The organism is Pseudomonas sp. B37(2017), assembly GCF_002112885.1.
In the GTDB taxonomy this organism is placed as follows: domain Bacteria; phylum Pseudomonadota; class Gammaproteobacteria; order Pseudomonadales; family Pseudomonadaceae; genus Aquipseudomonas; species Aquipseudomonas paraglycinae.
Map to the genome: position 1 here is coordinate 133,416 of NZ_NEIX01000012.1, position 13,288 is coordinate 146,703.

10 protein-coding genes are annotated in these 13,288 nt (G+C 58.4%); 1 reads left to right on the forward strand and 9 read right to left on the reverse strand.

Annotated features, from left to right (window positions below; translation table 11 throughout):
* Window positions 1–15 precede the first annotated feature (15 nt).
* The 9 genes from sucD to sdhC form a co-directional block, all read right to left on the reverse strand.
* Window positions 16–900 (reverse strand): succinate--CoA ligase subunit alpha, encoded by an 885-nt coding sequence (gene sucD, locus CAF90_RS25280; RefSeq protein ID WP_007959025.1) that lies wholly within the window; start codon window positions 898–900, stop codon window positions 16–18.
* Window positions 900–2,066, reverse strand: coding sequence for an ADP-forming succinate--CoA ligase subunit beta (gene sucC, locus CAF90_RS25285; RefSeq protein WP_007959029.1), 1,167 nt, complete (start codon window positions 2,064–2,066; stop codon window positions 900–902). The genes sucD and sucC overlap by 1 nt, the downstream gene beginning before the upstream one ends.
* Window positions 2,067–2,265: 199 nt before the next feature.
* Entirely contained in the window at window positions 2,266–3,702 is a 1,437-nt protein-coding gene (lpdA, locus tag CAF90_RS25290; RefSeq protein WP_007959030.1) for a dihydrolipoyl dehydrogenase, read from the reverse strand.
* Between the two features lie 97 nt (window positions 3,703–3,799).
* Window positions 3,800–5,020 carry a 2-oxoglutarate dehydrogenase complex dihydrolipoyllysine-residue succinyltransferase gene (gene odhB, locus CAF90_RS25295; protein ID WP_007959031.1) on the reverse strand — a complete coding sequence of 407 codons (1,221 nt, stop codon included), beginning with the start codon at window positions 5,018–5,020 and terminating at the stop codon, window positions 3,800–3,802.
* Between the two features lie 42 nt (window positions 5,021–5,062).
* Window positions 5,063–7,894 carry a 2-oxoglutarate dehydrogenase E1 component gene (locus tag CAF90_RS25300; RefSeq protein WP_085608856.1) on the reverse strand — a complete coding sequence of 944 codons (2,832 nt, stop codon included), beginning with the start codon at window positions 7,892–7,894 and terminating at the stop codon, window positions 5,063–5,065.
* 253 nt (window positions 7,895–8,147) lie between these two features.
* The gene (locus tag CAF90_RS25305) at window positions 8,148–8,852 is read right to left on the reverse strand and encodes a succinate dehydrogenase iron-sulfur subunit (protein WP_007959035.1); all 705 of its coding nucleotides are present in this window, start codon (window positions 8,850–8,852) and stop codon (window positions 8,148–8,150) included.
* Between the two features lie 11 nt (window positions 8,853–8,863).
* Window positions 8,864–10,636: a succinate dehydrogenase flavoprotein subunit gene (gene sdhA, locus CAF90_RS25310; protein ID WP_085608857.1), complete on the reverse strand. Its 1,773-nt coding sequence runs from the start codon at window positions 10,634–10,636 to the stop codon at window positions 8,864–8,866.
* A gap of 3 nt (window positions 10,637–10,639) precedes the next feature.
* Entirely contained in the window at window positions 10,640–11,008 is a 369-nt protein-coding gene (gene sdhD / locus CAF90_RS25315) for a succinate dehydrogenase, hydrophobic membrane anchor protein (protein WP_007959040.1), read from the reverse strand.
* Window positions 11,002–11,376, reverse strand: coding sequence for a succinate dehydrogenase, cytochrome b556 subunit (gene sdhC / locus CAF90_RS25320; protein ID WP_011333113.1), 375 nt, complete (start codon window positions 11,374–11,376; stop codon window positions 11,002–11,004). Before sdhC ends, sdhD begins: the two co-directional genes overlap by 7 nt.
* 364 nt (window positions 11,377–11,740) lie before the next feature.
* On the opposite strand from sdhC, the gene gltA reads away from it, so the two are divergent.
* Window positions 11,741–13,030 carry a citrate synthase gene (gene gltA, locus CAF90_RS25325; protein ID WP_007959044.1) on the forward strand — a complete coding sequence of 430 codons (1,290 nt, stop codon included), beginning with the start codon at window positions 11,741–11,743 and terminating at the stop codon, window positions 13,028–13,030.
* Window positions 13,031–13,288: the final 258 nt, after the last annotated feature.

The window sequence follows — 13,288 nt, forward strand, 5'->3', positions numbered from 1 at the left end:
GAAGTCAGCCGAAGCTTACTTCTTCACTTCCCAGCCAGTCAGCTCGGCCAAGGCCTTGCCGATGTCTGCCAGCGAACGCACGGTTTTCACGCCTGCGTCTTGCAGAGCAGCGAATTTCTCGTCTGCAGTGCCTTTGCCGCCGGAGATGATTGCGCCAGCATGGCCCATGCGCTTGCCCGGAGGAGCAGTCACACCAGCGATGTAGGAAACAACCGGCTTGGTCACGTGTGCCTTGATGTAGGCAGCCGCTTCTTCTTCAGCCGAACCGCCGATCTCGCCGATCATTACGATCGCTTCGGTCTTCGGGTCTTCCTGGAACAGCTTCAGGATGTCGATGAAGTTCGAACCCGGGATCGGGTCACCACCGATGCCGACGCAAGTCGACTGACCGAAACCGGCGTCAGTAGTCTGCTTCACAGCTTCGTAGGTCAGGGTGCCGGAACGGGAAACGATACCGACCTTGCCTGGCAAGTGAATGTGACCTGGCATGATGCCGATCTTGCATTCGCCTGGGGTGATCACGCCTGGGCAGTTAGGGCCGATCAGGGTAACACCCAGTTCGTCGCACTTAACTTTGGCGTCCAGCATGTCCAGGGTAGGAATGCCTTCGGTGATGCAGACGATCAGCTTGATGCCGCCGAAAGCAGCTTCCAGGATCGAGTCCTTGCAGAAAGGAGCCGGAACGTAGATGACGCTGGCGGTGGCGCCAGTGGCTTCTACAGCTTCTTTCACGGTGTTGAACACAGGCAGGTTCAGGTGAGTGGTGCCACCTTTGCCTGGAGTCACGCCGCCAACCATTTTGGTGCCGTAGGCAATGGCTTGCTCGGAGTGGAAAGTACCCTGCGCACCGGTGAAGCCCTGGCAGATTACTTTGGTGTCTTTATTGATCAGGACGCTCATTACTTGCCCTCCGCAGCTTTAACGACTTGTTGAGCAGCGTCGGTCAGGCTGGTAGCAGCGATGATGTTCAAACCGCTTTCTGCCAGTACTTTAGCGCCCAGTTCAGCGTTGTTGCCTTCAAGACGAACAACAACCGGGATTTTCACGCCGACTTCTTTCACTGCACCGATGATGCCTTCGGCAATCATGTCGCAACGAACGATGCCGCCGAAGATGTTAACCAGTACTGCAGCGACATTGCTGTCGGACAGAATGATTTTGAAAGCTTCGGTTACGCGTTCTTTGGTAGCACCACCGCCTACGTCGAGGAAGTTGGCTGGCTTGCCGCCGTGCAGGTTGACGATGTCCATGGTACCCATGGCCAGGCCGGCACCGTTCACCATGCAGCCGATGTTGCCTTCCAGCGCTACGTAGTTCAGTTCGAACTTGGCAGCGTGCGCTTCGCGCGGATCGTCCTGCGACGGATCGTGGAAAGTCTTCAGCTTAGGCTGACGGTACATTGCGTTGGCGTCGATGTTGATCTTGGCGTCCAGGCAGTGCAGATCGCCGTCAGCCTTGATCACCAGCGGGTTCACTTCCAGCAGAGCCAGGTCGTGATCCTTGAACAGCTTGGCCAGACCTACGAAGATCTTGGCGAACTGAGCAACCTGCTTGCCTTCCAGACCCAACTGGAATGCCAGCTCGCGACCCTGGAATGGCTGAGCGCCAACCAGTGGATCGATAGTGGCTTTCAGAATTTTTTCTGGAGTGTCGTGAGCGATTTTCTCGATGTCCACGCCACCTTCGGTGGAGGCCATGAACACGATGCGACGGCTCGAACGGTCAACGACAGCGCCCAGGTACAGCTCTTTAGCGATATCAGTGCACGATTCAACCAGGATCTTGGTGACTGGCTGGCCGTTGGCGTCAGTCTGGTAAGTCACCAGACGCTTGCCCAGCCACTGCTGTGCGAAGGCTTTGGCGTCTTCTTTGCTGCGAACCAGCTTGACGCCGCCCGCTTTACCGCGACCACCGGCGTGAACCTGGGCTTTGACAACCCACTCGTTGCCGCCGATTTTGTCGCAAGCTTCTGCTGCTGCTTCCGGGGTGTCTACTGCGAAACCAGTGGAAACTGGCAGGCCGTATTCAGCGAACAGCTGCTTACCCTGATACTCGTGAAGATTCATGCTTTTTACCGTCTTCGTTAGGTACTGCGCATTCGGCGCTGCGCTCTTTATGAGTGCCGCGCCACCTGTGACTGCTGCTTGCGTAGCCTTTCCGGATACCCGGTGCAGCTACGCAAGGCTGCGTCCAGCGGACATTCCGCGGTGAGTCTTGCACGCAAGGCTCACGACGGGCCGTACCGCCGTGGTTTCTTATTGTGTCTTAACGCTTCTTGCGGTTGGCAATGTGGATGGCGCCGCCATTCACTGCCAAAGCTGCTTCGTGCAAGGCTTCAGACAGGGTCGGATGGGAGAAAACCATCATGCCCAGGTCTTCAGCGCTGGTGCCGAATTCCATACCGATCGCGCCCTGCTGAACCAGTTCTGCAGCGCTCGGGCCAATCACGTGCACGCCCAATACGCGGTCAGTCTTGGCATCGGCGATGACCTTGACGAAACCACCGGTATCGTTGGCGGCCATGGCACGGCCGGATGCTGCGAACGGGAAGGTGCCGACGTTAACTTCAACGCCTTCAGCTTTCAAGGCCTGCTCGGTTTTACCGACCCATGCGATTTCCGGGTGAGTATAAATAACCGAAGGGATCAGGTCATAGTTCATCTGGGCCTTGTGGCCCTTGATGCGCTCGACAACCATGATGCCCTCTTCCGAGGCCTTGTGAGCCAGCATCATGCCGCGAACCACGTCGCCGATGGCGTAAACGCCCGGTACGGTGGTGGCGCAGTGATCGTCAACGTGCACGAAACCGCGCTCGTCCAGGGTCACGCCGCTGTCGGCAGCCAGCAGATCAGTGGTCACCGGACGGCGACCAACGGCTACGATCAGCTTGTCGAAAGTGATGGTCTGTTCGCCGTTGGCGTCGGTGTAGTTCACAACGACTTCGTCGCCGTTCACTTTCGAGCCGGTTACGCGAGCGCCCAGTTTGATGTCCAGACCCTGTTTGGTCAGGGTTTTCAGCGCTTCCTTGGAAACAGCGGTGTCCGCTGCCATCAGGAAGGTGTCCAGTGCTTCCAGAACAACCACTTCGGAGCCCAGACGCGACCATACCGAACCCAGTTCCAGACCGATCACGCCAGCGCCGATCACGCCCAGACGTTTAGGTACGGATTGGAATTCCAGAGCGCCAGTCGAATCAACGATGACTTTCTGATCGACCGGAGCCGGTGGAATGTCGATCGGACGCGAGCCTGGAGCCAGGATGACGTTTTCGGCTTCGATGACTTCAACCGAGCCGTCCGGCTTGGTGACTTCGACTTTCTTGCCGGCCAGCAGTTTGCCGTGGCCCTGGATCGAAGTAACGCCGTTGGCCTTGAACAGGGTGGCAACACCGCCGGTCAGGTTCTTGACGATGCCAGCCTTGCGGCCAACCATCGCTGCGACGTCCATTTTGACTTCGCCGGTCGAGATACCGTGGACGTTGAAGCTTTCTTTCGCTTCCTTGTATTTCCAGGAGCTGTCCAGCAGCGCCTTGGAAGGAATGCAGCCTACGTTCAGGCAGGTGCCGCCCAGGGCTTGCTTGCCTTCAGCATCGGTGTACTTCTCGATGCAGGCAGTGCTCAGGCCGAGTTGCGCGGCCTTGATAGCTGCCACGTAGCCGCCAGGGCCCGCACCGATCACTACTACGTCAAATTTCTGCGACATTCAAAAAATCCTCTTTAGCGAAAAGCTTCAAGCCGCGCGCTGCAAGCCAGGCTGCGTTTTCCCGCAGCTTGAAGCTTGCAGCGCGTGACTGCTTCTATCAGATATCCAGCAACAGACGAGCCGGATCTTCCAGCAGGTTCTTGATGGTCACCAGGAAGGTTACAGCTTCTTTGCCATCGATCAGACGGTGATCGTAGGACAGTGCCAGGTACATCATCGGACGGATCACGACCTGACCGTTGATGGCCATCGGACGCTGGATAATGTTGTGCATGCCCAGAATCGCTGCCTGCGGCGGGTTGACGATCGGGGTCGACATCATCGAACCGAAGGTACCACCGTTGGTGATGGTGAAGGTACCGCCGGTCATTTCGTCCATCGACAGTTTGCCGTCACGGGCTTTCTTGCCGAAGGTGGCGATGCCGCCTTCGATTTCAGCCAGGCTCATGTGTTCGGCGTTACGCAGAACCGGAACCACCAGGCCACGGTCGCTGGAAACGGCGACGCCGATGTCGGCATAACCGTGGTAAACGATGTCGTTGCCGTCGATCGAAGCGTTGACAGCCGGGAAGCGTTTCAGCGCTTCGGTGGCAGCCTTCACGAAGAACGACATGAAGCCCAGGCGTACGCCGTTGTGGGACTTCTCGAACAGGTCCTTGTACTTCGAACGCAGGGCCATGACTTCGGTCATGTCGACTTCGTTGAAAGTGGTCAGCATCGCCATGTTCGATTGAGCTTCAACCAGACGCTTGGCAACGGTGGCACGAACGCGGGTCATCGGAACGCGCTTCTCGATGCGGTCGCCAGCGGCGAACACAGGAGCGGCGGCGGCCGGAGCAGCAGCCTTGGCAGGCGCGGCAGCCGGAGCGGCTTTCTTGGCAGCAACGGCTGCAACCACGTCTTCCTTGGTCACGCGACCGCCTTTGCCGGTGCCGGCAACGGAAGCGATGTTGATGCCGTTCTCTTCAGCCAGCTTGCGCGCGGCTGGAGCTGCGATCGGGTCGTCTTCGCCATCGGCGGCTGGAGCAGCGGCAGCAGCGGCCGGAGCAGCAGCGGCAGCCGGAGCGGCGGCAGCAGCGCCGCCTTCAACGATGGAGCCCAGCACTTCGTCGGACAGGACGGTTTCGCCCTCGCCCTTGACGATTGCGCCCAGCACGCCGTCGGCGGTAGCCAGCACTTCCAGTACGACTTTGTCGGTTTCGATGTCGACGATCAGTTCGTCACGCTTGACGGCGTCGCCCGGTTGTTTGTGCCAGGTGGCAACGGTGCCATCGGCAACCGATTCCGGGAAAGTGGGGGCTTTGATCTCGATAGCCATTATCTGTGGTTCCTTAAATTCGGTTTCAGGTGCGCGAAGGCGTTAAACGGTAAACGCGGCTTGCAGCAGTTGTTCCTGCTGCTCGGCGTGCATCGATGCGTAACCACATGCAGGTGCAGCAGAAGCCTCACGGCCCGCGTACTCGAGTACGAGAGATTTGTTGAGGTTGCTGATGCTGCGACGCAGGTGGTGCTGGCTGCAGTACCAGGCGCCCTGGTTCATCGGCTCTTCCTGACACCACACGGCCGCTTTGGCGTTGGTGTAAGGAGCCAGGACTTCTTTCAAGTCGTCCTCAGGGAACGGGTACAGCTGCTCGATACGCACGATGGCGATATCTTCGCGGCCTTCGGCACGACGTTTTTCCAGCAGGTCGTAGTAGACCTTGCCGCTGCACAGAACAACGCGCTCGACCTTTTTCGGGTCCAGTGCATCGATTTCCGGGATAACGGTCTGGAACGAACCTTCGGCCAGATCTTCCAGGGTCGAGATGGCCAGCTTGTGGCGCAGCAGCGACTTTGGAGTCAGAACGACCAATGGCTTGCGCAGCGGGCGAATCACCTGACGGCGCAGCAAGTGGTAGATCTGGGCCGGAGTAGTCGGCATGCACACCTGAATGTTGTGCTCGGCGCACAGCTGCAGGTAACGCTCAAGACGCGCCGAGCTGTGCTCAGGGCCCTGACCTTCGTAGCCGTGTGGCAGCAGCATGGTCAGACCGCAGAGACGGCCCCACTTGTGCTCGCCGCTGGTGATGAACTGGTCGATAACGACCTGTGCACCGTTGGCGAAGTCGCCGAACTGGGCTTCCCAGATCACCAGCGCGTTCGGCGTGGTGGTCGAGTAACCGTATTCGAACGCCAGTACAGCTTCTTCCGACAGGAACGAGTCGTACAGGTCGAAGCGTGGCTGACCTTCATACAGATGCTTGAGCGGAATGTAGGTACCGGCATCTTTCTGGTTGTGAAGCACAGCGTGACGGTGCGAGAACGTACCGCGGCCGATGTCCTGGCCAGTCATGCGGATCGGGTGACCTTCGAACGCCAGGGTCGCGTACGCCATGGTTTCGGCGTAACCCCAGTTGATCGGCAGGCCGCCGGCTTGCATCTTCTGACGGTCTTCGTAGATCTTCGCGACCTGACGCTGAACCACGAAGCCTTCCGGAATTTCCAGCAGCTTGGCGGACAGTTCCTGCAGGGTCTTGAGGTCGAAACGAGTGTCGTGACGCGCAGTCCAGGCGTGGCCCAGATACGGACGCCAGTCCACGAACAGCTCTTTGTTCGGCTCTTTGACCAGCGATTTCACTACGTGCAGACCGTTGTCCAGCGCGTTGCGGTATTCGTCGACTTTCGCCTGAACACGCTCTGCGTCCAGCACACCGGCCTGGGTCAGACGATCAGCGTACAGCTCACGAGTGGTGCGCTGCTTGGTGATCTGCTGATACATCAGAGGCTGGGTGCCGCTTGGCTCGTCGGCCTCGTTGTGGCCGCGACGACGGTAGCAGACCAGGTCGATCACCACGTCACGCTTGAACTGCATGCGGTAGTCGATGGCCAGCTGGGTCACGAACAATACGGCTTCCGGATCATCACCATTCACATGGAGGATCGGCGCCTGGATCATTTTCGCAACGTCGGTCGCGTACTCGGTGGAACGCGAGTCCAGCGGGTTGCTGATGGTGAAACCGACCTGGTTGTTGATCACGATGTGCACGGTACCGCCGGTCTTGAAACCGCGGGTCTGCGACATCTGGAAGGTTTCCATCACCACGCCCTGACCGGCGAATGCCGCGTCACCGTGGATGGAGATCGGCAGAACCTTCTCACCGGTAGGGTCGTTGCGACGATCCTGACGGGCGCGAACCGAACCCTCGACCACCGGGGAAACGATTTCCAGGTGGGACGGGTTGAACGCCATGGCCAGGTGAACTTCACCGCCGGTGGTCATTACGTTGGACGAGAAGCCCTGGTGGTATTTAACGTCACCGGAACCCAGCTCGACCTTCTTCTTGCCTTCGAACTCGTCGAACAGCTCGCGCGGGTTCTTGCCGAAGGTGTTGACCAGTACGTTCAGACGGCCACGGTGGGCCATGCCGATGACGACTTCCTTGGTGCCGTAGGAACCGGAACGCTGGATCAGTTCGTCGAGCATCGGAATCAGGCTTTCGCCGCCTTCCAGACCGAAACGCTTGGTGCCCGGGTATTTGGTGCCCAGGTATTTTTCCAGGCCTTCACCGGCAGTCACGCGCTCGAGCAGGTGGCTCTTGATGTCCGCGGAATATTCCGGACGGCCACGCACGCTTTCCAGACGCTGCTGGAACCACTGGCGCTGCTCGGAATCGGTGATGTGCGTAAATTCAGCGCCGATGGTGCGGCAATATGTCTGCTGCAACGCTTCGTGAATTTCGCGTAGGCTCGCTTCCTCTTTGCCGATGAACAGGTCGCCGGCACGGAAGGTCGTATCAAGATCGGCATTGGTCAAGCCGTAGTGATTGATCGACAGGTCTGCAGGTGCAGGACGCTGCCACAGCCCCAGCGGGTCAAGCTGGGCTGCCTGGTGGCCACGCATACGGTAGGCCTGGATCAATCGCAGCACTTCAACTTGCTTCTTCTCGTGCTCACTGCTCACGCTGCCGGCGGAAACCGGTTGGGCGCGGCGCTGGTTCTTTGCCAGCAGCACGAAATGATCGCGAATTGTGGAGTGCGAAACATCGGTGGCAGAGCTGCCGTCGGCAGGCAGCTTCTGAAAGTAGGTGCGCCACTCTTCTGGCACAGCGTTAGGGTCGTGCAGGTAGAGCTCGTAGAGCTCTTCCACATAGGCAGCGTTTCCACCTGAAAGGTAGGCGCTGTTCCACATGCGCTGCATCACGCTTTCTTGCATGCTTGGTCACCCTCGGTTAGGGGAACACCATCGGTGTCGACACCGAGCAAGCTTGCAGAAGTCCGAATGCAGCGACCAAAACAAGCCACTTAGGATCACACTGATAGTCCGGGTACCAGCCCGGATGCCCCTGCTTGTCTCATTTCTTCAAAATAAGAGCCGCAGCTTATGGCTGCTGCTCTGGTTATAGCCATGGCGCGGGTTGAAGCCCGCGCCTAAGCCCTCTGCGGGTACAGCGGTTACAGCAGCTGAATCACACGCCGCTCGAAAGCAGCATGTTACGGATGTGACCGATGGCCTTAGTCGGGTTCAGGCCTTTCGGACATACGTTGACGCAGTTCATGATGCCCCGGCAGCGGAAGACGCTGAACGGGTCATCGAGGGACGCCAGACGCTCGGACGTCTTGGTATCACGGCTGTCTGCCAGGAAGCGGTACGCTTGCAGCAGGGCAGCTGGACCCAGGAACTTGTCCGGGTTCCACCAGAAGGACGGGCAAGAGGTCGAGCAGCAAGCGCACAGGATGCACTCGTACAGACCGTCGAGCTTTTCACGCTCTTCAGGGGACTGCAGACGCTCGATGGCCGGAGCCGGCGTGTCGTTCTGCAGGAATGGCTTAACCTTCTCGTATTGCTTGTAGAAGATGCTCATATCGACAACCAGGTCACGGATAACCGGCAAACCTGGCAGCGGACGAACGATCAGCTTGTTACCTTTTACGACAGCGGACAGCGGCGTGATGCACGCCAGGCCGTTCTTGCCGTTGATGTTCATGCCGTCGGAGCCGCAGACGCCTTCACGGCAGGAGCGACGATAGGAGAAACCCTCGTCCTGCTCTTTGATCAGGGCCAGCACGTCCAGCACCATCAGGTCTTTACCACCGGTATCGACCTGGAATTCCTGCATGAACGGCGCAGCGTCCTGATCAGGGTTGTAACGATAAACACTGACTTGCAACATGGCGGTCACCCTTAATAAGTCCGGACTTTAGGTTCGAAAGTCGGAACAGTCTTCGGCGAGAAGTTCACGGCACGCTTGGTGACGCGCTTGTCACCCGGGAAGTACAGGGTGTGGCACAGCCAGTTTTCGTCGTCACGGTCTTCGAAGTCTTCACGGGCGTGAGCGCCGCGGGACTCTTTACGTACTTCGGCAGCGATGGCGGTAGCTTCAGCCACTTCCAGCAGGTTTTGCAGTTCCAGCGCTTCGATACGTGCAGTGTTGAACGCCTGCGACTTGTCGTTGATCTTCACATTCGCGATGCGCTTGCGCAGATCAGCCAGCTGGGCAATACCTTTCTGCATGTATTCGCCGGTACGGAATACACCGAAGTAGTTCTGCATGCAGCTTTGCAGCTCGCGACGCAGGGTAGCGACGTCTTCGCCGTCGGTACGGTTGTTCAGGGCGTTCAGACGCGACAGGGCAGCTTCGATGTCGGCCTCGGTAGCGTCGTCGTATTCGATGCCGTCGGTCAGCGCCTTCTCCAGGTGCAGGCCGGCAGCGCGGCCGAATACCACCAGGTCGAGCAACGAGTTGCCGCCCAGACGGTTGGCACCGTGAACCGATACGCAAGCCACTTCACCTACCGCGAACAGACCAGGAATGATCTGATCCACGCCTTCGGCGTCCTGGGTGATCGCCTGGCCGTGAATGTTGGTGGCAACGCCGCCCATCATGTAGTGGCAAGTCGGAACAACCGGAACCGGAGCAACCACCGGGTCAACGTGCGCGAAAGTCTTCGACAGTTCGCAGATGCCTGGCAGACGGCTGTGCAGCACTTCCTCGCCCAGGTGGTCGAGCTTGAGCATTACGTGGTCGCCATTCGGACCGCAACCGTTGCCGGCAATGATCTCTTTAACCATCGAACGGGCAACAACGTCACGACCGGCCAGGTCTTTGGCGTTCGGAGCATAACGCTCCATGAAACGCTCGCCGTGCTTGTTGATGAGGTAACCACCTTCACCACGGCAACCTTCGGTAACCAGTACACCGGCGCCGGCGATACCGGTCGGGTGGAACTGCCACATTTCGATGTCTTGTACCGGCACGCCAGCACGCAGAGCCATGCCGACGCCGTCACCGGTGTTGATCAGGGCGTTGGTAGTGGACGCATAGATACGACCTGCACCGCCGGTAGCCAGTACGGTGGCTTTGGCGCGGATATAGGTGGTTTCGCCGGTTTCGATGCAGATTGCGATCACACCGACGAATTCGCCTTCCTGGTTTTTCACCAGGTCGACAGCGTAGTACTCGTTCAGGAACGTGGTACCGGCTTTCAGGTTGCCCTGATAAAGGGTGTGCAGCAGCGCGTGACCGGTACGGTCGGAAGCGGCGCAAGTACGGGCAGCCTGCCCGCCTTTACCGTAATCCTTCGACTGACCGCCGAACGGACGCTGGTAGATACGGCCTTGCTCGGTACGCGAGAACGGCAGACCCATGTGGTCCAGCTCGAAAACGGCAGCCGGGCCTTCCTGACACATGTATTCGATAGCGTCCTGGTCACCGATGTAGTCGGAACCCTTGACGGTATCGTACATGTGCCAGCGCCAGTCATCGTTCGGGTCGGCCGAAGCGATGGCGCAGGTGATGCCGCCCTGTGCGGACACAGTGTGCGAACGGGTCGGGAAAACCTTGGTGATCACGGCAGTCTTGTGACCGCCCTGTGCCAGTTGCAGCGCTGCGCGCATGCCGGCACCGCCGCCACCAATAATGATGGCGTCGAAAGAAATCGTTGGAATGTTAGCCATGAATCAGATACCCCAGAGAATCTGCACACCCCAGACGAAGTAAGCGAACATCGCGACGCCGCATACTGCCTGGAAAAGGAAACGTACTGCAGTCGCGGACTTGCCCAGCGCCATTGGCGTCAGGTAGTCGGTCGCGATGGTCCACATGCCGACCCAGGCGTGAGCGCCCAGGGCAACCAGTGCCAGCAGACTGAAGATACGCATTCCGTTGTGGGCGAACAGGCCGTGCCATTGGTCGTAGCCAATGCCCGGGTTCGCGACGAGGTAGCCGATCAGGAAGATGAAATAAGCCGCGAGAACGACCGCAGACACACGCTGTGCCATCCAGTCATAGAGGCCCGAACGCGAAAGGTTTGTAACGCTGGTTACCATATCCAAACTCCTGCCAGAACGATCAGCACCACGGAAACGGCGATGATCAGTTTCGAGCCCAGGCGGCCGCCTTCCAGCGTCTCACCGATGCCCATGTCCATGATCAAGTGGCGCACACCGGCAACCAGGTGATACAGAAGAGCGGACAGGAGGCCCCATGCTACGAACTTGGCCAGCGGACTGGTCAAGCATGCCTTCACCTCGACATAACCTTCCTCGGAACCCAGGGATTTGCCCAATGCATAAAGCATGATGCCAAGGCCTAGGAAGAGGATGATGCCGGAAACACGGTGAAGAAACGACGTAACGCCGGTGATGGGGAGTTTGATGGTCCTTAGGTCTAGGTTTACAGGTCGTTGGCTTTTCACGGCTTTTTTTTCACACTGAAGAGCCCCTAACAATCAGGGCAAAGTTGTTGGGGAGTGCACTGGTCAGGTAACCACCACCCAGGGATGCGACCCCCAATGAAAGCAAGCCCAAAAGCCCTTGGCGGTCGGTCGCCGAGTATAGACAGTTAGGCTACTAATGACAACGCAATCGCCTACCCCCAATAGCGGATTGCACAAGTCGTATAAAAGGCGTAAATGGCAGGCAATTTCGAGGAAAAAGTACGGTTAAAGCCTTCTGGAGCAAGACTTTAGGCAAATTGACATTCGAATTTATCTCACTATAGTGGTGCGGGCCCTGCGTGGGGGGTCTGTCTGATGATTTCAAGCATAAATAGGAGGCCACATGGCTGACAAAAAAGCGCAGTTGATCATCGAGGGCGCAGCCCCCGTCGAGCTGCCCATTTTAACCGGCACCGTTGGTCCCGATGTTATCGATGTTCGGGGCCTGACGGCCACGGGCCGCTTCACTTTCGACCCCGGTTTCATGTCGACCGCTTCCTGCGAATCGAAGATCACCTATATCGACGGCGACAACGGCATCCTGCTGCACCGCGGATACCCGATCGAACAGCTGGCTGAAAAGTCGGACTACCTGGAAACCTGCTACCTGCTGCTGAACGGCGAACTGCCGACTGCAGAGCAAAAGGCCCAGTTCGTCGGCACCGTGAAGAACCACACCATGGTTCACGAGCAGCTGAAAACCTTCTTCAACGGCTTCCGCCGTGACGCCCACCCGATGGCCGTCATGTGTGGTGTAGTCGGCGCCCTCTCGGCCTTCTACCACGACTCCCTCGACATCAATAACCCGCAGCATCGCGAAATCTCCGCGATCCGCCTGGTTGCCAAGATGCCGACCCTGGCCGCGATGGTTTACAAGTACTCCATGGGCCAACCCATGATGTACCCGCGCAACGACCTGTCGTACGCGGAAAACTTCCTGCACATGATGTTCAACACCCCGTGCGAGATCAAACCGATCAGCCCGGTACTCGCCAAGGCCATGGACCGGATCTTCATCCTCCACGCCGACCACGAGCAGAACGCTTCGACCTCCACCGTGCGTCTGGCGGGCTCTTCGGGTGCCAACCCGTTTGCCTGTATCGCCGCCGGCATCGCCGCACTGTGGGGCCCTGCCCACGGCGGTGCGAACGAAGCCGTGCTGACCATGCTCGATGAAATCGGCGATGTTTCGAACATCGACAAGTTCATCGCCAAGGCCAAGGACAAGAACGATCCGTTCAAGCTGATGGGCTTCGGTCACCGCGTCTACAAGAACCGCGACCCTCGCGCGACTGTCATGAAGCAGACCTGCGACGAAGTGTTGAAGGAACTGGGCATCCAGAACGATCCGCAACTCGAACTGGCCATGCGCCTGGAAGAGATCGCCCTGACCGATCCGTACTTCATCGAGCGCTCGCTGTACCCGAACGTCGACTTCTACTCGGGGATCATCCTCAAGGCGATCGGCATTCCGACCAGCATGTTCACTGTGATTTTCGCCCTGGCACGTACTGTCGGCTGGATTTCGCACTGGAAGGAAATGCTCTCCAGCCCGTACAAGATTGGCCGTCCGCGCCAGCTTTACACGGGTTATGAGTCGCGGGATATCACCAAATTGGAAGACCGCAAATAAGAGCTGTCTTGCGATAGCGTCTTAGCGTTGTACCGGGAACGGCCTCCATGAGAATGGGGGCCGTTTTTGTTTTTGCGGTTTTTTATTGGGGGCATATCCGTTGCTTCGGGAGCTGCCGCTGGCGGTTTCGCTCTTACAGCGAGTCACTTTTGACAAACGCGGTGCGTGTCAAGGCACCTGTCGCCTTGTTCCAATCGTTGTTAGCCAGTTGAACCCTTAAAATCAGGGCGCTCTGGGTTTAAATACACCGCATCAGCT

Excerpts from the sequence above, each read along its gene's own strand:
- sucD (WP_007959025.1), bottom strand. The coding sequence starts at position 900 with ATGAGCGTCCTGATCAATAAAGACACCAAAGTAATCTGCCAGGGCTTC.
- sucC (WP_007959029.1), bottom strand. The coding sequence starts at position 2,066 with ATGAATCTTCACGAGTATCAGGGTAAGCAGCTGTTCGCTGAATACGGC.
- lpdA (WP_007959030.1), bottom strand. The coding sequence starts at position 3,702 with ATGTCGCAGAAATTTGACGTAGTAGTGATCGGTGCGGGCCCTGGCGGC.
- odhB (WP_007959031.1), bottom strand. The coding sequence starts at position 5,020 with ATGGCTATCGAGATCAAAGCCCCCACTTTCCCGGAATCGGTTGCCGAT.
- CAF90_RS25300 (WP_085608856.1), bottom strand. The coding sequence starts at position 7,894 with ATGCAAGAAAGCGTGATGCAGCGCATGTGGAACAGCGCCTACCTTTCA.
- CAF90_RS25305 (WP_007959035.1), bottom strand. The coding sequence starts at position 8,852 with ATGTTGCAAGTCAGTGTTTATCGTTACAACCCTGATCAGGACGCTGCG.
- sdhA (WP_085608857.1), bottom strand. The coding sequence starts at position 10,636 with ATGGCTAACATTCCAACGATTTCTTTCGACGCCATCATTATTGGTGGC.
- sdhD (WP_007959040.1), bottom strand. The coding sequence starts at position 11,008 with ATGGTAACCAGCGTTACAAACCTTTCGCGTTCGGGCCTCTATGACTGG.
- gltA (WP_007959044.1), top strand. The coding sequence starts at position 11,741 with ATGGCTGACAAAAAAGCGCAGTTGATCATCGAGGGCGCAGCCCCCGTC.